The following is a 17,627-nucleotide window of genomic DNA, read 5'->3' on the forward strand; positions in this document are numbered from 1 at the left end:
GAGCCTCGGGCTAGGCGCCCTTGCGGGCCTTCAACTTCTCGACGAGCGGCGTCTCCTCGGGGACGATGCCCGCTGCGGCGTCTTCCGCGGCCTTCTTGGCCGCCTCTGCCTTGGCAGCGACACCGGCCGGGCCGATGCCCAGCTTGCCGAGCAGGCGGGTCTCGATCTCGAGGGCGATGTCGGGGTTGCGCAGCAGGAAGTTACGCGAGTTCTCCTTGCCCTGGCCGAGCTGGTCGCCCTCGTAGGTGTACCAGGCGCCGGACTTCTTGACGATGCCGTGGTCGACACCGAAGTCGATCAGGCTGCCCTCGCGGGAGATGCCGACACCGTAGATGATGTCGAATTCGGCCTGCTTGAACGGCGGTGCCATCTTGTTCTTGACGACCTTGACGCGGGTGCGGTTACCGACGGCGTCCGTACCGTCCTTGAGCGTCTCGATGCGGCGGATGTCGAGACGGACGGAGGCGTAGAACTTGAGCGCCTTACCGCCGGCGGTGGTCTCGGGGCTGCCGAAGAAGACACCGATCTTCTCGCGCAGCTGGTTGATGAAGATCATGGTGGTGTTGGTCTGGCTGAGGCCACCCGTGAGCTTGCGGAGCGCCTGCGACATGAGGCGGGCCTGCAAGCCGACGTGGGAGTCGCCCATTTCGCCCTCGATCTCGGCGCGCGGCACGAGGGCCGCGACGGAGTCGATGACGATCAGGTCGATGGAGCCGGAGCGCACGAGCATGTCGGCGATCTCGAGGGCCTGCTCACCGGTGTCCGGCTGGGAGACCAGGAGGGCGTCGATGTCGACGCCGAGCTTCTTGGCGTACTCGGGGTCGAGCGCGTGCTCGGCGTCGATGAACGCTGCGATACCGCCGTTGCGCTGGGCGTTGGCGATGGCGTGCAGGGTGAGCGTGGTCTTACCCGAGGATTCCGGGCCGTAGATCTCGACGATGCGGCCGCGGGGCAGCCCGCCAATGCCGAGTGCGACGTCCAATGCGATCGAACCGGTGGAGATGGTCTCGACGGGTGCGCGCTCGTCGCTGCCGAGACGCATGACGGAACCCTTGCCGAACTGGCGGTCGATCTGTGCGAGAGCGGTTTCGAGGGACTTCTCGCGGTCTGCAGGTGATGGCATTGCGTTCTCCTTTTAGTGGTTCGAATCGCCTATAGGCTGTCGTGTTCGTGGCCGCGGAGTTGATCTACCGGGCACGGACTGACAAGGCAGTCAGCAGTTCTTCCGCTGATGTTTTCGACTGTACGCCGGGCCTCTGACACGGGTTCATGCACGGACGATTCGGTGGAGAACGATCAACGCGAGTACTGCTGTGCAGGAGCCTAGTACGAACCGAACAAATATTCGAGCGGCGTCCGGCGTGTCGGCATCCGGAATCGAAAGCGCTGCGCGGGCCTAGCCCGCGGAGGCCGGCTTCGGCAGGCCGACGCCGTACCAGCGCTCCCGCGGCACATCGGTTTCGGCGCAGAGCGCCAGCCAGACCTCGCGCGGCGGCACACCGGCGGCCAGGGCCTGCGCGGCGGTGCGGTTGCCGAGCGCGGTGAGCACCAGGTCGGCTTGCACGACGGCGGCATAGGCCGAACCGTACTCGGTAGCCATGGCCAGGTTGAACTCACTTCGACGCATGCAGCAACGTTAACCAGTGCCGCCTGGGAATCACAATTGCGTGGCGCGGACACCCAGACATACAACGACAGGCCGGTCAGAAGACCGGCCTGTCGAATGTGTTTCCCTGTCGCGCTTCACACCGTTGCGCAGCGACCGGGCGTTGTTGAGTCTGTGTGGCTATCGGACCATCATGTCCACGTCGAAGTTCACGACGAACTCGTCGGGAACCGTGTCGGGGATCGGCTCAATGCCCTCGAGAACGGCAAGACGATCGCCGACCTCTCGCATGATGACCGAAATCGGGGTGTCGAGTGCATCAGCAACCGAAGCGAGAATCTCGCTCGAGGCTTCTTTCTGGCCACGCTCCACCTCGCTCAGGTAGCCCAAGGCCACGCTGGCCTTGCTGGCAACCTGACGAAGGGTGCGCCCCTTCTGAAGTCGGAAGTCCCTGAGCACATCGCCGATTTCTTGACGAACCAGAATCATCGGAACCTCCTTCATATCTACCAAGGCCCGTGGGCCGGTCGTGGAGGCCAGTTTATCCGAACCCCCCGTTTCAACCGACTCTAGCGGTGCACACTGGGCTTTACTTGTGAATTCCTCGGGTGTAACAGCACTTTGTGTGCATCTATTCCGCCCTGGTGCAACATTGTGCGCAGCGCCGTCATTCGGGCCGGCGCCGCCGCTGCAGGTCGTGCCAGAACGCGGCCAGTGCGGCATCCACGGTACTGGCCCGGATAGCCGCGCGGCCACCGCTGAGGTCCAGGCCGAGCGAGCGGATGTCGGCCCCAGCGGCGATGCCGAGGTAGACCGTTCCCGGCGGCTGGCCGTCTTGCGGGTCTGGCCCGGCAACCCCCGTGGTGGCGAGGCCGTAGTCCGCGGCGCGGCCGTCGACGGCGAGAACCGTCCGCACGCCATCGGCCATCTGCCTGGCCACGACCGGGTCGACTGCGCCGCGCTCGGCGAGCAGGGCGGCGTCGACGCCGAGCACGCTGTGCTTGATGGCAGTGTTGTAGGCGACCACTCCCCCGTTGACCACGGCGGAGGCTCCGGGTACCGCGATGAGCGCTGCGGCCAGCAAGCCGCCGGTCAACGACTCCGCGACGGCGACGGTCTCGCCGCGGCGGGTGAGCTCGGCGATGATGCGGGTCGCGACATCCGTCGTCGCAGCCCCGGCACTCTCGGCCGTCTCAGCCACCGCGCTGCCCTACGCGCCGATCTTCTTGAGCTTCGCCGCGTCGACGAGGTACTGCACGCCGGTGGCCACGGTGATGAGCACGGCCGCCGTCATGGCGATGCCGTTGACCCAGAACACCCAGTCGCCGAACAGCGTCCAGAACGGCAGCAGTGCGAGCGAGATGGCCACGGACTGGACCAGCGTCTTGAGCTTGCCGCCCTTGGAGGCCGGCACCACGTTGCCGCGGCCGAGCTCGACGAAGCGCCACACCGTGATGCCGACCTCGCGCACGACGATGATGGCGGTCACCCACCAGGGCAGTTCGCCGAGGATCGACAGGCACACGAGGGCGCCGCTGGTGAGCAGCTTGTCGGCGATGGGGTCGAGGATCTTGCCGAGGTCGGTGACGAGGTTGTTGCGCCTGGCGATGGCCCCGTCGATGCCGTCGGTGCCGATCGCGACGATGAACAGCACGGCCGCCCACCAGCGCAGCGCGCCGTCGGCCCCGCCGTCGGCCAGCAGCATCCAGAAGAACAGCGGAGCCAGCAGGATCCGCACGCCGGTGATCACGTTCGGCGCGTTCCAGTTGCTGGGCCGCGCAGGGGGCACCGGCTGCCCGGGGTTCCCGGGCGTGGTGTTGCTGGGTGTCATGTCTGGCTAGTCCCTACCGGTCAGGTTCCAGGCGTCCTCGTCGGTGTCACCTTCGACCTCAGGGTACCCCTCCGTCATCTTCGCGACGGGGTCGCCGCCATACGGGTCGTGCTCTGGAACGGGCGCGGGGGCTGCTGCGGCGGGTGCAGGGGCCTGCTCACGCGGCTCCTCGCCGCGCAGCTTGGCCAGCACGCCGCCCAGCTGTTCGGCGGTCACCAACACGTCGCGGGCCTTGGATCCCTCCGACGGCCCGACGATCTCGCGGCTCTCCATCAAGTCCATGAGGCGGCCGGCCTTGGCGAAGCCGACGCGCAGCTTGCGCTGCAGCATCGAGGTGGAGCCGAACTGGGTCGACACAACGAGCTCGGCCGCGGCGAGCAGAAGCTCGAGGTCGTCGCCGATGTCGGAGTCGATCTCCTTGCGCTCCACGGATGCCGCGACATCCTGCCGGTACTCGGGGCGGGCCTGCTGCGTGACGTGCTTCACGACACGCTCGATCTCGGCCTCGCTCACCCAGGCGCCCTGCACGCGCAGCGCCTTGGAGGCACCCATCGGCAGGAACAGGGCGTCGCCCTGACCGATCAGCTTGTCGGCGCCCGGCTGGTCCAGGATGACTCGGGAGTCGGTGACGCTGGTCACGGCGAACGCGAGACGCGACGGCACGTTGGCCTTGATCAGGCCGGTGACGACATCGACGGACGGGCGCTGGGTGGCCAGCACCAGGTGGATTCCGGATGCGCGGGCGAGCTGGGTGATGCGCACGATCGATTCCTCGACGTCGCGCGGGGCGACCATCATGAGGTCGGCGAGCTCGTCGACGACGACCAGCAGGTACGGGTACGGCTTGAGCTGGCGCTCACTTCCGGCCGGCAGGATGATCTCGTTGCCCACGACGGCCTTGTTGAAGTCGTCGATGTGGCGGAAGCCGAAGCTGGCCAGGTCGTCGTAACGCATGTCCATCTCTTTGACCACCCAGGAGAGCGCCTCAGCGGCCTTCTTCGGGTTCGTGATGATGGGCGTGATCAGGTGCGGGACCCCGGCGTACGGCGCCAGCTCGACGCGCTTGGGGTCGATCAGGACCATGCGCACCTCGCTCGGCTTGGCGCGCATGAGCAGCGAGGTGATCATCGAGTTGACGAAGCTGGACTTGCCGGAACCGGTGGAGCCGGCCACCAACAGGTGGGGCATCTTGGCGAGGTTGGCCACGACATAGCCGCCGCCGACGTCCTTTCCGACGCCGATGGTCATCGGGTGGGTGCTGTTGGTGGAGGCGCCGGAGCGCAGCACGTCGCCGAGGGTGACGATCTCGCGGTCGGTGTTCGGGATCTCGATGCCGATGGCGCTCTTGCCCGGGATCGGCGAGAGGATGCGCACCTCGTTGGAGGCGACGGCGTAGGAGAGGTTCTTGGAGAGCGCGGTGACGCGCTCCACTTTGACGCCGGGGCCGAGCTCGACCTCGTACTGGGTCACGGTCGGGCCGCGCGAGAAGCCGGTCACCTTCGCGTCGACCGAGAACTGGGTCAGCACATCCGTGATCGCGCGCACGACCTCGTCGTTCGCGGCAGAGCGGGTCTTGGCCGGGGCTCCGGCCACCAGGGTGGAGTTGGAGGGCAGGTTGTACGGTGCGGCGGCGCGGGCCGGGGCGGCGTCGCCGAGGGCGTCCTCGTCGAAGTCATCCCCCTCCATGCCGAAGCCGGGGAGCACGCCGGTGGCGGCGAGCTCGTCGCCGGCATCGTCGGCCTGCAGGCCGGTCGAGCCGCGCTGCAGGCCCGCCTCGCCGGTGTAGCGGTGCAGTGCAGCCTCTGCCTTGTCGAGGTCGCCGAGCACCTCGGTGTTGTAACCGCCGGCGCCGTTCGCCTCGGCAATCGCCTCGGCGTTGAGCGCGAGGGTGGGCGGGGCCGGCTGAGCCGCGCCGGCGGCAGGGGCGGTGGGCGCGCTCTCCAGCGCACTGTCGAAGCCGCCCTCGCCCGCCATGCCGCCGAACACCGCGGTGAGGTCGTCGACGCCGGATTCGCCGAAGTCGGGGTCTTCCTCGCGCTGGGAGTTGTTGCGCCGCCACCAGGGCAGCGCGCCGTTGCCGGCCTGCTCCTCCTCGTCATCGAGGGTGTCGATTCCGGCCAGCTCCACCTGCTTGCTGGCACGCTTGTCGGCCTTGTCTGCCTTGGCGGCCGCGCGTTCCTCAGGGTCTTGCAGCTGCTCGCCGAACAGCCACGCGTAGAGCTCGCGCAGGCGCTGCGGCAGCTTGTTCGGCGGCGTCTTGGTGATGATGAACAGCGAGAGCAGCAGCAGCAACGAGATGACGATGGTCGCGCCGACGGGGGTGATGAGCGCAACCAGCGGCGCGGCGATCATCCAGCCGAGGATGCCGCCGGCACGGGCGAGGATGGGCATGCCCTCTGCCGGGGCTGGCTGCCCGCCGAACACGTGTGAGAGCCCGGCCACGCTGACGAGCAAGATGCCGAGGCCGATGCCGATGCGGGTGTTGTCGTGCACGCTGGCCGGGTGCCTGAACAACCAACCCGCGAAGAACAGCATGATCACGGGCAGCGCGAACGCCACCCGCCCGACGAGCCCGCCGAAGCTCCAGGCGTCGAGGTTCTTCGCGAAATCCTCGTTGATCAGGAACCACTCGACGACGGCACCGGCAATGGCCAGCAGCACGAGGAAGAAGGGCAGGCCGTCGCGGCGCTCCTCTTTGGCGAGCTTCTCTGGGCCGAGGGCGCGGAAGGCGCCGCCCGTGAGGTGAGCGAGGCCCATCCACATGCGCACGATGAGCGCCGGCTTCTCTTCGATGGCCTCGAACTTCACGGTCTTCTGGGCAGCGGTTTGGCGCGGCGCACGCTTCGTCGGCGTCGCCACCGTTTTCTGCGCCGCCGTTTTTGACGTCGAGGCGCGCCCGGAAGTGTTGCCGCCGCGCCCGGTCGGCTTAGTGCTCGTTGCCATAGATTCCACGGTACTTGCACCCACCGACATCCGCCCGCAGGCGGCGGCGAGTGTTGGAACTGTGATGAGTGCTCACCATCGGCCCTGCCTGCCTGCCGCGTGGAGATTTCGGCAGGCGCGGTGCTCCCGCGGAGCACCGGTCGGCCGTGAAGGGCTGCTCACGCCCACGACCGGGCGGCTGTGCCAGCTCAGGAGGCGGAGCGCTGGCTCAGGAGGCGGCCCGCACGAGGTCGCGCAGCGACGCATCCGGCAGGTAGGCCTTGGTCAGCGCGATGCCGATGCGCGGCAGGTCGGCCTCGTCGCGGTAGAGCAGGAACATCGGCTCCGCGCGCGGGTTGAACTTCGCCTTGAACTGGTGCAGGGAACGGAATCCGTACAACGGCTCGAGCAGCGTCGCAGTCATGCCGAGCACCCGCTCGATCGGGCCGGGCGCGGCGTCGGAGCTGTTCACCAGCGGCGCACCGGAGAGGGAGACGATGCGCGCACCCTGCTCCTTGAACGCCAGGGCTGAGGACGCGATCAGGAACTCCATGACCGGGCCGAAGCCGTCATCGCGCCGCCGCATCAGGTCCAGCGTCCAGCCGTCGACGGCACCGTCCGCGCCGTAGACGGGCAACCAGGAGGTGACACCGTGCACGCTCCCGTCGGCGTCGATGGCGAGGCCGGTCCACACCTCAGGGGCGAGCGCCTCGTCGACGCCGCCGAGTGTGAACTTCATCTCGGGCAGCCCCTTGTCGCCGACCCACTGCTCGGAGATGGCCCGCACCTGGGCGAGAATCGCCCACGGCTGCTCGGAGAGGCGGCAGAGCCGGAAGCTGATGCCCTCCCGTTCGGCCCGGTTCAGCGCCGCCCGCACGTTCTGCCATCGTTTGCCCCGCAGCTCCATGGTTTGCAGGTCGATGATGGTGTCCTCCGCCACCTGCAGGCTGCGCCAGTCCTCTGGTGCCGCATCCCGCACCGCGGCCGAGACGGAGAACGCGCAGGGGGTGAGACCGGCCCGTTGCGACGCTTCGGCGAAGTCGCGCAGCACGTCGCCGACGCGCTCGGCCGGGGCGATGGGGTCGCCGAGGGCGATGGCGACGCCCGCGTGTCGCTGGAAGGCGATGACGGCGTCCGGCGCGCCGTCCGGCACCGCCCGGGAGAACAGGTACTCATTTCCGCGCCAGGTCGACATCCAGGAGAGCGTGCCGCCCCCGGTGCTGCGGAGCAGGGCGGCCGCCTGCTCTGGCGCGCTCTGTGCCGACCCACCCGGATGACGGAGCCGGCGACGCACCGGCACCCGGAATGCGCCGCGGGCCACCAGCAGCACAAGCAGCTGCGCCAGCCACAGCAGCGAGGAGGCTGCCGCGAATGCGGCGCCCGGCACGCTCTCCCCGGTCAGCACGAAGAGGAGGATCAACAGGATGAGCTGCAGCTGGTTGAGCAACGCGAGGATCACGGCACCCCACCAGGCCAGACGCACACCGCGGCGCACGCCGTGCCCGATCACCGAGATCACCAGTATGTCCAGAGCGACGTCGCCCCAGAGAGCGAGCGATGCCGTGGACGCACCGAGCGGACCGTCGAGGTTCACCAGGTTGACGATGACCTGCACCGCACCGATGACGACGAGCCCGGAGAAGGCAACGAGGCGCCACTCCCGCTCGCTCGGCCGGCTGAGCGGCCGGCGGTAGCGCGGCAGCAGCGGCATCACGGCGAGGGCGAGTGCCGCGCCGAGGAGGTGCTCGATGTCCGGCAGCGCCCCGATGAAGAGCGCGGCGACGCCAACCCAAGCGCCGAGGGCGAGCCTGGCCCGCAACCGCCACGGCGAACGCAGCGTCACGGTGGCCGCGGCGGCGCACGCAAAGGCGCCGCCGGAGGGGCCGACGTCGTAGTGGGTGGCGAGCTCCACCGCCCAATCCCAACCGGTCGGCCGGAGCACTGCCAGCAGCGCCGCGGCGCCGACGATCGCGAAGAGCTGCCCGGCCGCGAACACGACGGCCGCCTGCCGCATGCCGAGGGTGCGCTCCGCCCAGCCGAGACCGCCAACGATCAGGATCAAGATCGGCAGGTAGTGGCCCGGCTGCTCCGCGAGGAAGGTGCCGGTCAGCGGCGTCCACCAGTTTCCGGCCTCGAATGCCGGCAGACCGTATGCGACCGAGCGGTACCAGTTCTGCTCGGATGCCGGCATCCAGAGCGCGTTCGTCACCACTCCCACAGCCAGCAGCACGGCGAGCACACTCAGGGTGAGACCGGACCGGCGCGGCAGCTCCGCGAGCACGGAGGCCAGGGCGGCCGGAACGGCGAGACGTTTCGTCTGGTCCCCAGACCGGTCGGGTGCGCTCGGCCCGCCCGCCGCCCGGGTGTTCGAAATCTCCGACTGGCTCATCCCGCCACCCCTCTGCCTGCGCGCTGTCCGGCCGGGGGTCCACCGGCGCCCATCCAGTCTAAAACGCCGCCATCCGGCCCCCAGCCCGCCGGGTGCTCCCGCAAGTCCCGATCAGTAGCGGATCGCGTCGATCACCTTGACCCGCACGGCGACCAGGGCGGGCATCAGCCCGGCCAGCGCGCCGACGACGGTCGCTGCGCCGAGTCCGAGCAGCGCCGCCTCGATCGGGAACGGCGGGAAGTCGGAGATCATGCCCTGCCCGATCAGGTTTTCGACCATGGGCGATTTCACGATGAAGATGGCGAGCATCACGCCCACGACGCCGGCCGCGACGGTGGCCACGACGCTCTCCAACATCACCGCGAAGAACACCCGGCCGGCGGTCGCCCCGAAGCTGCGCCGAATGCCGATCTCACGGATGCGCTGTTTCACCGTGACCATGGCGATGTTGACGAGGCCGAGCGCGCCGAGCAGCAGCACGAGGGCCGCGATTCCGCCGACGGTGAGCTTGAGCGGGAGCAGCGGGTCGTCGTCGTAGGCGCCGGCATCGCTGCGGTACAGGTTGACGAAGTACTTCTCGCCGAGCCCCGCCTCCAAGTCGCTCTTCAGCGCGGCTTGGATCTGATCACTCAGCTCGGCCGGGATCCACATCTCGTACTCGGTCTGCTGGCCGTAGGAGCTCACCGGGCCGCCGAGTCCGACATATGCGTCGGTCAGCATGTACATCGTCGGGTCCGTCTCCCAGCTCTGCGAACGGTGAACTCCGACGACGACGGCGGTCGCCGGCGATTGGCCGATCAACTGCACCGTGGGATTGCTGCTGAGATCCGGCGAGCCGAGGCGCTGCCAGAACACCTCGTTCACGACGATTGCCGGCGCCAGGCGCTGGGCGTCATCGGCGGCGAACCAGGTGCCCTGGTCGATCTGCAGGCGGTGCATCTGGGCGTAACTCGGGTCGACGGCCTGCACCTGCACCTCCACCGCTCCCGTGGCGAACTGCACGTGGGCCGGTCCGTAGCTGATGCGACCGGCGTAGTCGATGCCGTAGCGTTCCAGACTCGCATCCCAGAGCGCGTTCATCTGCTCGGAATCGGGCGCGGTGCCGTCGGCCGTCGAGACTGAGACCTTGATCGTCGCAGGCCGGCCGCCCCACCGCTCGTTGTTCTCGGTCATGGCCTGCTGGGCGATGCCGGCAACACCGACGACGGTGGTGATGGCGCAGACCGCGACCGCCACTCCGATGAGCGAGAGCATCACGCGGGTGCGGTGGATGCGCAGTTCCTGCCACGCCTCGGAGAGGGCGCCGACCAGTTCGGTGAACAGCCGGCTCATGCGCCGACCCCCTGGGCGACGCCCGAGTGGCCGATCTCGGATGCCGCCGGCTGCGGCGCGTGCGGAAGCCTTCTACTGACCGCGACGAGGTCGTTCGGCCGGCCGTCATCCCTGACCGTGCTCAATCGGCCGTGGTCGAGCAGCAGGTGCCGGCTCGCCAGGTCGGCGATGGCCGGGTCGTGGGTGATCGTGACGAGCGCGGCCCCGGTGGAGAGTGCCACGTCGTCGAGCAGCGCCATCACGCTGGCGCCCGTCTCGACGTCGAGCGCGCCGGTCGGCTCGTCGGCGAGGATCAGGCGCGGCCCGCGCACCAGGGCGCGGGCGATCGCCACGCGCTGCTGCTCGCCACCGGAGAGCTTCTCCGGCATGGTGTCGATGCGGTGGCCGAGGCCGACCCGCTCGAGCATCTCGGCGGCCAGCGTTGAGCGCTTCCAGAACTGCTTGCCGGTGGCGTACAGCAGCGGGGTCATCACGTTCTCGCGGGCGGTGCGGCCCTGCAACAGGTTGAACTGTTGGAAGATGAAACCGATATCGCGCCCCCGCACCCGGTCTCGCTCGGCAGAGGAGAACTTCTTGGCGGGCCGGCCGTCGAAGGTGAGGGTGCCGGTGGACGGGCTGTCCAGCAGGCCGAGCAGGTTGAGCAGGGTGGACTTGCCGGAGCCGGAGCGCCCGACGATGGAGAGCCTGTCGCCGGAGGAGACCTCGAGGTCGATGCCGTGCAGGATGGTGAGCGGTGCGGCATCCGGCAGCGGAACCGTCTTCGTGACCGCCTCTAAGTGCAGCAGCGTCACTTGCTGACGACCGCATCTGAACACACGACGCTGCCATCGGGCATCGGCATGCAGCCGTCGCCGGACTGGGCGGGGGCGCCAGGCACGAATTCGAGCACCATGTCGCCCTCGGCGAGGCCGGCGGTGATCTCGACCATCGTGCCGTTGTTCAGGCCGAGTTCGACGGGCCGCTCTTCGTTGCCGCCATCCGGCAGCACCGCCCAGACGATGCCGGAACCGGCTGCACCCTTGACGGCGGTCGTCGGCACGGTGAGCACACCCTCTGCGCTCCCGGCCGCGATCGTGATGTCGGCGGCGAGGCCGGCGAACACCGTCACCTCGGCGGGCACGGCGCAGCGCACCGTCGTTCCGGAGCCGCCGGCCGGGGCGCCCGCTCCCTCTGCGGGGTCGGGGCTGGCCCCCTGCAGCGGGGTGGAGATCGTGAGCCCGGTGCACTGGAACGGTGCCGGCCCGCCGGTGATCGCGATCAACGCCTCGGTGGGCTTGCTGACCAGACGGTACTGCTGTTCGGGGCTGAGCGCGCCGGTCACCGAGAAGCTCGACGGGGCGACCTGGCCGGTCGTGTCGCCGACGGCCACCTGCTGGCCGGAGAGCACGCTCAGCGACGTCAGCGTGCCGCTGATCGGGGCGAAGACTTCCGCGAAGCTGGTGACGGGCTTGCCCTGCGTGACCGTCGGGAGGCCGTCGGGGCCAACGCCCTCCACCGGCTCCGGAACGGTGACGACCTTGATGTCGTAGAGCTTGGTTCCCTCATCCACCCACTGGCCCACCGAGACGAACACCTCGTCGACCGCGCCGATCCCCGTCGCCTTCACGGCGACGGCCGGGTCGGCGGCGACGTTGCCCTTCAACGTGACCTCGTTCGTGATGTCGCCGAGCGCCGCGGCGATCTCCGGCTGCGTGACTTGGCCAGACGGCTGCGCCGACGGCCCCGTCTCTGCGTTGTCCGGGAAGAACGCGATCTTCACGAGTGCCACCGCCAACGCGGCCAACAACAACATCCGGATGATCGGAAAGATCCACTTGCGTGCGATGCCCACTGGGCCCCTAGCGTCGACGGCAATTTCGCTCAACGTTATCGGCCGGGACCGCGCAAAAGACCCTTCTCAGGGATGAATCAGGGTTGCCCTGAACGACAACAAGGGCCCCGGATTCCGCCAGTTGGCGGCATCCGGGGCCCTTCTCATCACGCAGTACTGCTGTGGCTAGGCCTCGATGACCAGCGGCACGATCATGGGTCGGCGGCGGTAGGAGACGTTCACCCAACGACCGACCGTGCGGCGCACGACCTGGCCGAGGGCGTGGGTGTCGCGCACGCCGTTCTGGGCGGCCTCGGTCAGCGCGGCGGCGATCTTCGGCTTGACGGCGTCGAAGATCTTGTCGTCTTCTGCGAAGCCCTTGGCGTGGATCTCCGGGCCGACGACGATCTTGCCGGTCGAGGCGTCCACGACGACGATGACCGAGATGAAGCCCTCCTCGCCGAGGATGCGGCGGTCCTTGAGGTCGGCGTCGGTGATCTCACCGACGGTGGAGCCGTCGACGTAGACGTAGCCGAGGTCGAGCTGGCCGACCTGCGTCATGACGCCGGCCTTGAGGTCGTAGACGGAGCCGTCCTCGCCGAGGAACACGTTCTCCTCGGGGATGCCGGTCTGCATCGCCAGCTGCGCGTTGGCGTAGAGGTGGCGGTGCTCGCCGTGCACGGGCAGCACGTTCTTCGGCTGCAGGATGTTGTAGCAGTAGAGCAGCTCGCCGGCGGCGGCGTGGCCGGAGACGTGCACCTTGGCGTTGCCCTTGTGCACGACGTTGGCGCCCAGCTTGGTGAGGCCGTCGATGATGCGGTAGACCGCGTTCTCGTTGCCGGGGATCAGGCTGGAGGCCAGGATGACGGTGTCGCCCTCGCCGACCGAGATCTGGTGGTCGCGGTTGGCCATGCGGCTGAGCACGGCCATCGGCTCGCCCTGCGAACCGGTCGACATGTAGACGATCTTGTTGTCCGGGATGTCGCCGGCCTTCTTGTAGTCCACCAGCACGCCGGCCGGAACCTTCAAGTAGCCGAGCTCGGCGGCGATGGTCATGTTGCGCACCATCGAGCGGCCCAGGAGGGCGACGCGGCGGCCGTTGGCGTGGGCGGCATCCAGAACCTGCTGCACGCGGTGCACGTGGCTGGAGAAGCTGGCGACGACGACCTTCTTGGTGGCCTTGGAGATGACCTGGTCGAGCACCGGGCCGATGGAGCGCTCCGGCGTGGTGAAGCCGGGCACGTCGGCGTTGGTGGAGTCGACGAGGAACACGTCGACGCCGCTCTTGCCGAGGCGGGCGAACTCGCGCAGGTCGGTGAGGCGACCGTCGAGCGGCAGCTGGTCCATCTTGAAGTCACCGGTGGCGAGCACGGTGCCGGCGACCGAGTGGATGACGACGGCGAGGGCGTCGGGGATCGAGTGGTTCACGGCGACGAACTCGAGGTCGAACGGGCCGAGGGCCTCCATCTGGCCTTCGGCGACGTTGAGCGTGTACGGCTTGATGCGGTGTTCCTTGAGCTTCGCCTCGATGAGAGCGAGCGTCAGGGTGGAGCCGATCAGCGGGATGTCGGCGCGCAGGCGCAGCAGGTAGGGCACCGCGCCGATGTGGTCCTCGTGGCCGTGCGTGAGCACGACGCCGACGATGTCGTCGAGGCGGTCCTTGATCGAGCTGAAGTCGGGCAGGATCAGGTCGACACCGGGCTGGTGCTCCTCGGGGAACAGCACGCCGCAGTCGACGATCAGGATCTTGCCGTCGATCTCGAACGTGGTCATGTTGCGGCCGATCTCGCCGAGACCGCCGATCGGGGTGATGCGCAGCGTTCCCGGCTGGAGCGGTGCGGGTGCGTAGACGTCGTTGGGCATGTGCCCTCCTTGCGTATTCCGGGCTCGTCGAGCCTCGTTGTGGTGGGCGCGACCAGGCCGCGCGTTGTTTCCTAGCGTGTGGTTCCGGCCACCTTGGGCAGGGCGCCGCCGGCGGCTGCGTTGCGGTCGGGGCGGAAGTTGGAGAGGTCGAGACCGGGGATGTCGCGCACGAGGTCGAGTTCATCCTCGATCTGCGCGGCCTCCCACTCTTCGGGTCCGACGAGGGGCAGCCGCACGCGGGGGCTGCCGATACGGCCGAGGCCGTGCAGGATGTACTTGGCCGCGACGGTGCCGGGCACGTGCGTCATGACGGCGCGCACGAGCGGCTCCAGCGACTTGTGGGCGGCGGTCGCCGTGCCGAGGTCGCCCGCGTTGACGGCGTCGATCATCTGGCGGTACGGCGCCGGCGCGATGTTGGCCGTGACGCCGATGAGGCCGGTGGCGCCGATGGCCAGGTGCGGCAGCACGTTGGCGTCGTCACCGGAGAAGTACATCAGGTCGGTCTGGTTGAGCACCCGGCTGACCTCGCTGAAGTCACCCTTGGCGTCTTTCACGGCGAGGATGTTGGGGTGCTTGGCCAGACGCATGATCGTCTCGTACTTGATCGGCACGCCGGTGCGGCCGGGGATGTCGTAGAGGATGACGGGCAGGTCGGTGGCGTCGGCGACCATGCGGAAGTGAGTGAGGATTCCGGCCTGGGTCGGCTTGTTGTAGTACGGCGTGACGATCATGATGCCGTCGGCGCCGGCCTTCTCGCTGGCCTTGTACAGCTCGATCGCGTGCGCGGTCTCGTTGGAGCCACCGCCGGTGATGATGCTGGCGCGGCCGGCTGAGACAGACTTTCCGACCTCGACCAGGCGCAGCTTCTCCGGATCGGTCAAGGTCGACGTTTCGCCGGTGGTTCCGGTGACGACGATGCCGTCGGCGCCGGCCGTGATGACGTCATCGATGTGCTTCTCTACCGCGGGCCAGTCGACTTCACCGTCTGCGGTGAACGGGGTCACGAGCGCGACGAGGACCTGGCCGAAGGGATTTTCTGAAGAAGACACGCATCTTAGGCTAGCGGGTCGACGGGGCCGCGGCATCCGAATGCCGTCACGGACGCTTTCTGCGCGATCACTCTGAGCCCGCACCCCTCTCGCGCGAGCTGTAGCCGGTCAGCGGATACGAGGGCCCCAGCGACCGCATTCGGCCATTTTTTCGGTCTGTTGCCCGACGCATCCGCTAACCGGCTACCACGCGGCCTGCTCGTGCCCGCAACCTGCCGAGGATCGCAGCCTCGACGCTCGGCCAGTCATACATGATGAGCGCGTAATCGAAGCGCAAGGTGTCGTAACCGAGCGCGGCGGCATGTGCGTCGCGGAGGTGATCCCGGTGCCGCTGCTCCGGCCCTTCGTGGTTGCCCTTCCCATCGGCCTCAACGATCAGCCACCCGTCGATCACGAAGTCGACCCGCCCGACCGTGGGGATCGATATTTGCCCGCGCACGGTGATGCCGTGCAGCGAGAGACGGTAGCGCATGATCGACTCCAGCCCGCTCTCTGCGGAAACCGTCGCAAGCCGGAAGAGCTCGTCGAATCCGTGTGGCAGTAGCGCACGCAACGAGCTGATCTCCTCAGCGCTGATCTTGTGTTGATGAAGCGCCGATTCCAGCGCCACGAAGAACGCCTCTTTGCCGAGGCAGTAGGCCATCTGTTCGAGCGCAAGTGGCACGGTCATCACAGCTCGATTGCGACGGAACGCCAGGGCCTCGCTCCAGTGCACCACGCACGCGCAATCGTCGTGGGCCCTCTCATGGCCGGTCGGGGTGAGCCAGACGTGCACGCCCGCGAACGGCATGACCCACAAACCTGCGGCCTCGGCCGCGGAGGCGCAGCCGAGGATACCGCCGTGCATAATGGCGGCTCGCCGTGTCGCACTGATATCCGGGAGTGCATAGAACCCTTGGCGCAATCGCTCAATGGAACCATCGCGTACCGCGAGGCGCAGGCAGTGTCTGCTCGCACCGCGTGCCCGGAGCTCGGCCGTTCGGGCGACTCCTCCGAGTGCACGGCATTGTGTGGCAACTTCGCTGGGGGTCAACATGGACAGAGTCTTACGGGAGTGCCGGCCGCCCGGGACGGCGACTTGAGGACTGTGCACATGCGCCACGAACCGAGCGGCTGTGCACAACCGACGGTGTGCCAGCCGTCCGGCACGTTCCGGGGTGGTGCACTCGTAGCCGGTCAGCGGATTCGGGGGCTGTTTTAGGTCGTTTCGGGCCGTTGTGCCGGCGTGTCGGCCGCCGCATCCGCAGACTGGCTACGGCGAGGGCGACACAGCGCGAGGCTGCGGTGCTCAGGGCTCAGGGCTCCGGGCTCAGGGGCGGGCGTAGCTGAGGAAGCGGTAGTCCAGCCCCGTGCGTGAGGTATGCCATCCGGATGCCGGATCGATCGCCTGCACGGCCCAGCCGGCGTCGATCTGCGGGGCGTGGGTATCGCCAGCGACCTCCGAGTCGATCTCGGTGACCTCGAGCGTGTCCACGACGAAGCCCTCGGCGCCACTGCCGGCCAGTGCCAGCGCGAAGATCTCGGCGCCGCCGATCACCCAGACCCTCTCCCCCGGGGTCAGGGATGCCGCCAGGGCGACGCCGTCGGCCAGCGAGCCCGCCGTGTGGGCGCCCTCCGCCGCCCAGCTGGGCTGGCGGGTGACGACGATGTTCTCGCGGCCGGCGAACGGCCGGAAGCGCTCAGGAATCGAGTCCCAGGTCTTGCGGCCCATCACCACGGCGCCGCCGAGCGTGACGGCCTTGAAGTGGGCGAGGTCCTCCGGCACGTGCCAGGGCATCACGCCGTTCAGGCCGATCACCCCGCCGCACGCCTGGGCCCAAATCAGGCCGACCGGGGTCAGGCCGGCAGGGGTCGGGCCGGCAGGGGTCGGGCCGGCAGGGGTCGGGCCGGCAGGGGCGAGGCCGGCATCCGCGCTGGCTGAGACGTCGCTCATACGGCGACAGCGCCGCGAATGGCGGGGTGGTGCTGGTAGTCGCGCACGGCGAAGTCCTCGAACTCGTAGTCGAGCACGCTCGGCCGCTCGGCCGTGATCTCGAGGGTCGGGTAGGGGTAGGGCTCGCGGCTGAGCTGCTCGGTGACCTGCTCGATGTGGTTCTCGTAGATGTGGCAGTCGCCGCCGGTCCAGACGAAGTCGCCCACCTCGAGGCCGGTCTGGGCGGCGATCATGTGGGTGAGCAACGCGTAGCTGGCGATGTTGAACGGCACGCCGAGGAACATGTCGGCGCTGCGCTGGTACAGCTGGCAGCTGAGCTTGCCGTCGGCCACGTAGAACTGGAACAGGGCGTGGCACGGGGCCAGGGCCATGTTCGGGATGTCGGCCGGGTTCCAGGCGCTGACGATGAGTCGGCGCGAATCCGGGTTGGTCTTGATCTGCTCGATCACCTCGGAGATCTGGTCGATCTGCTCGCCGCTCGGTGTCGGCCAGGAGCGCCACTGCACACCGTAGACGGGGCCGAGGTCGCCGGCGGCATCCGCCCACTCGTCCCAGATCTTCACGCCGTGCTCCTTGAGCCATCCGACGTTGCTCTCGCCGCGGAGGAACCAGAGCAGCTCGTAGGCGATCGACTTGAAGTGCACCCGCTTGGTGGTGATCAGCGGGAAGCCCTCAGCCAGGTTGAAACGGATCTGGCGACCGAAGACGCTGCGCGTTCCGGTTCCGGTGCGGTCGGTCTTCTGCGTGCCGGTCTCGAGCACCTCACGCAGCAGGTCTTCGTACGGGGTGGAAATGGCCGGGGTGGCAATGCCGGGGGTGGGGATCGTCGCGCTCACCCCTCGATGCTAGTCGGCCGGTGCTGGGCTGCGGCTGTCATTCGCCGTCACAGTCG

Annotated in this window: 15 protein-coding genes; all 15 read right to left on the reverse strand. The window is 68.5% G+C overall.

From position 1 onward, the window contains the following. Positions 1–10 precede the first annotated feature (10 nt). Positions 11–1,123, reverse strand: a complete 1,113-nt coding sequence (recA, locus tag AWU67_RS08835) for a recombinase RecA (protein WP_067228001.1) — start codon at positions 1,121–1,123, stop codon at positions 11–13. 273 nt (positions 1,124–1,396) lie between these two features. Further along, complete coding sequence (locus AWU67_RS08840) at positions 1,397–1,627, reverse strand: DUF3046 domain-containing protein (RefSeq protein WP_067228003.1); 231 nt, start codon at positions 1,625–1,627, stop codon at positions 1,397–1,399. Positions 1,628–1,786: 159 nt separating this feature from the next. Continuing rightward, positions 1,787–2,095 carry a helix-turn-helix domain-containing protein gene (locus AWU67_RS08845; RefSeq protein ID WP_067228006.1) on the reverse strand — a complete coding sequence of 103 codons (309 nt, stop codon included), beginning with the start codon at positions 2,093–2,095 and terminating at the stop codon, positions 1,787–1,789. Positions 2,096–2,273: 178 nt separating this feature from the next. Then, complete coding sequence (locus AWU67_RS08850; protein ID WP_199922272.1) at positions 2,274–2,807, reverse strand: CinA family protein; 534 nt, start codon at positions 2,805–2,807, stop codon at positions 2,274–2,276. A gap of 9 nt (positions 2,808–2,816) precedes the next feature. After that, on the reverse strand, positions 2,817–3,437 hold the full coding sequence (gene pgsA, locus AWU67_RS08855; RefSeq protein ID WP_082716874.1) for a CDP-diacylglycerol--glycerol-3-phosphate 3-phosphatidyltransferase: 621 nt from the start codon (positions 3,435–3,437) through the stop codon (positions 2,817–2,819). Positions 3,438–3,443: 6 nt separating this feature from the next. Continuing rightward, on the reverse strand, positions 3,444–6,380 hold the full coding sequence (locus AWU67_RS08860; protein WP_067228008.1) for an FtsK/SpoIIIE family DNA translocase: 2,937 nt from the start codon (positions 6,378–6,380) through the stop codon (positions 3,444–3,446). Positions 6,381–6,588: 208 nt separating this feature from the next. Continuing rightward, positions 6,589–8,748, reverse strand: a complete 2,160-nt coding sequence (locus AWU67_RS08865; RefSeq protein WP_082716875.1) for a bifunctional lysylphosphatidylglycerol flippase/synthetase MprF — start codon at positions 8,746–8,748, stop codon at positions 6,589–6,591. Between the two features lie 111 nt (positions 8,749–8,859). After that, entirely contained in the window at positions 8,860–10,080 is a 1,221-nt protein-coding gene (locus AWU67_RS08870; RefSeq protein WP_067228010.1) for an ABC transporter permease, read from the reverse strand. Continuing rightward, the gene (locus AWU67_RS08875; protein ID WP_067228013.1) at positions 10,077–10,871 is read right to left on the reverse strand and encodes an ABC transporter ATP-binding protein; all 795 of its coding nucleotides are present in this window, start codon (positions 10,869–10,871) and stop codon (positions 10,077–10,079) included. The genes AWU67_RS08870 and AWU67_RS08875 overlap by 4 nt, the downstream gene beginning before the upstream one ends. Continuing rightward, a complete protein-coding gene (locus AWU67_RS08880; RefSeq protein WP_067228015.1) occupies positions 10,868–11,911 on the reverse strand; it encodes an efflux RND transporter periplasmic adaptor subunit in 1,044 nt (347 codons plus the stop codon). The genes AWU67_RS08875 and AWU67_RS08880 overlap by 4 nt, the downstream gene beginning before the upstream one ends. Before the next feature lie 165 nt (positions 11,912–12,076). Then, on the reverse strand, positions 12,077–13,753 hold the full coding sequence (locus AWU67_RS08885; protein WP_067228017.1) for a ribonuclease J: 1,677 nt from the start codon (positions 13,751–13,753) through the stop codon (positions 12,077–12,079). 71 nt (positions 13,754–13,824) lie between these two features. Continuing rightward, positions 13,825–14,802 (reverse strand): 4-hydroxy-tetrahydrodipicolinate synthase, encoded by a 978-nt coding sequence (gene dapA / locus AWU67_RS08890; protein ID WP_067228020.1) that lies wholly within the window; start codon positions 14,800–14,802, stop codon positions 13,825–13,827. Between the two features lie 175 nt (positions 14,803–14,977). Further along, entirely contained in the window at positions 14,978–15,838 is an 861-nt protein-coding gene (locus tag AWU67_RS08895) for a type IV toxin-antitoxin system AbiEi family antitoxin domain-containing protein (RefSeq protein ID WP_082716876.1), read from the reverse strand. A 273-nt stretch (positions 15,839–16,111) separates the two neighbouring features. After that, positions 16,112–16,642, reverse strand: coding sequence for a dihydrofolate reductase (locus AWU67_RS08900; RefSeq protein WP_067232448.1), 531 nt, complete (start codon positions 16,640–16,642; stop codon positions 16,112–16,114). An 89-nt stretch (positions 16,643–16,731) separates the two neighbouring features. Further along, positions 16,732–17,571, reverse strand: coding sequence for a thymidylate synthase (locus tag AWU67_RS08905; protein WP_269465231.1), 840 nt, complete (start codon positions 17,569–17,571; stop codon positions 16,732–16,734). Positions 17,572–17,627: the final 56 nt, after the last annotated feature.

The sequence above is a fragment of the Microterricola viridarii genome (assembly GCF_001542775.1).
Taxonomy (GTDB): domain Bacteria; phylum Actinomycetota; class Actinomycetes; order Actinomycetales; family Microbacteriaceae; genus Microterricola; species Microterricola viridarii_A.

Coding starts and splice junctions, on each gene's coding strand:
- recA (WP_067228001.1), bottom strand. CDS start 1,123: ATGCCATCACCTGCAGACCGCGAGAAGTCCCTCGAAACCGCTCTCGCA.
- AWU67_RS08840 (WP_067228003.1), bottom strand. CDS start 1,627: ATGCGTCGAAGTGAGTTCAACCTGGCCATGGCTACCGAGTACGGTTCG.
- AWU67_RS08845 (WP_067228006.1), bottom strand. CDS start 2,095: ATGATTCTGGTTCGTCAAGAAATCGGCGATGTGCTCAGGGACTTCCGA.
- pgsA (WP_082716874.1), bottom strand. CDS start 3,437: ATGACACCCAGCAACACCACGCCCGGGAACCCCGGGCAGCCGGTGCCC.
- AWU67_RS08860 (WP_067228008.1), bottom strand. CDS start 6,380: ATGGCAACGAGCACTAAGCCGACCGGGCGCGGCGGCAACACTTCCGGG.
- AWU67_RS08865 (WP_082716875.1), bottom strand. CDS start 8,748: ATGAGCCAGTCGGAGATTTCGAACACCCGGGCGGCGGGCGGGCCGAGC.
- AWU67_RS08870 (WP_067228010.1), bottom strand. CDS start 10,080: ATGAGCCGGCTGTTCACCGAACTGGTCGGCGCCCTCTCCGAGGCGTGG.
- AWU67_RS08885 (WP_067228017.1), bottom strand. CDS start 13,753: ATGCCCAACGACGTCTACGCACCCGCACCGCTCCAGCCGGGAACGCTG.
- AWU67_RS08895 (WP_082716876.1), bottom strand. CDS start 15,838: ATGTTGACCCCCAGCGAAGTTGCCACACAATGCCGTGCACTCGGAGGA.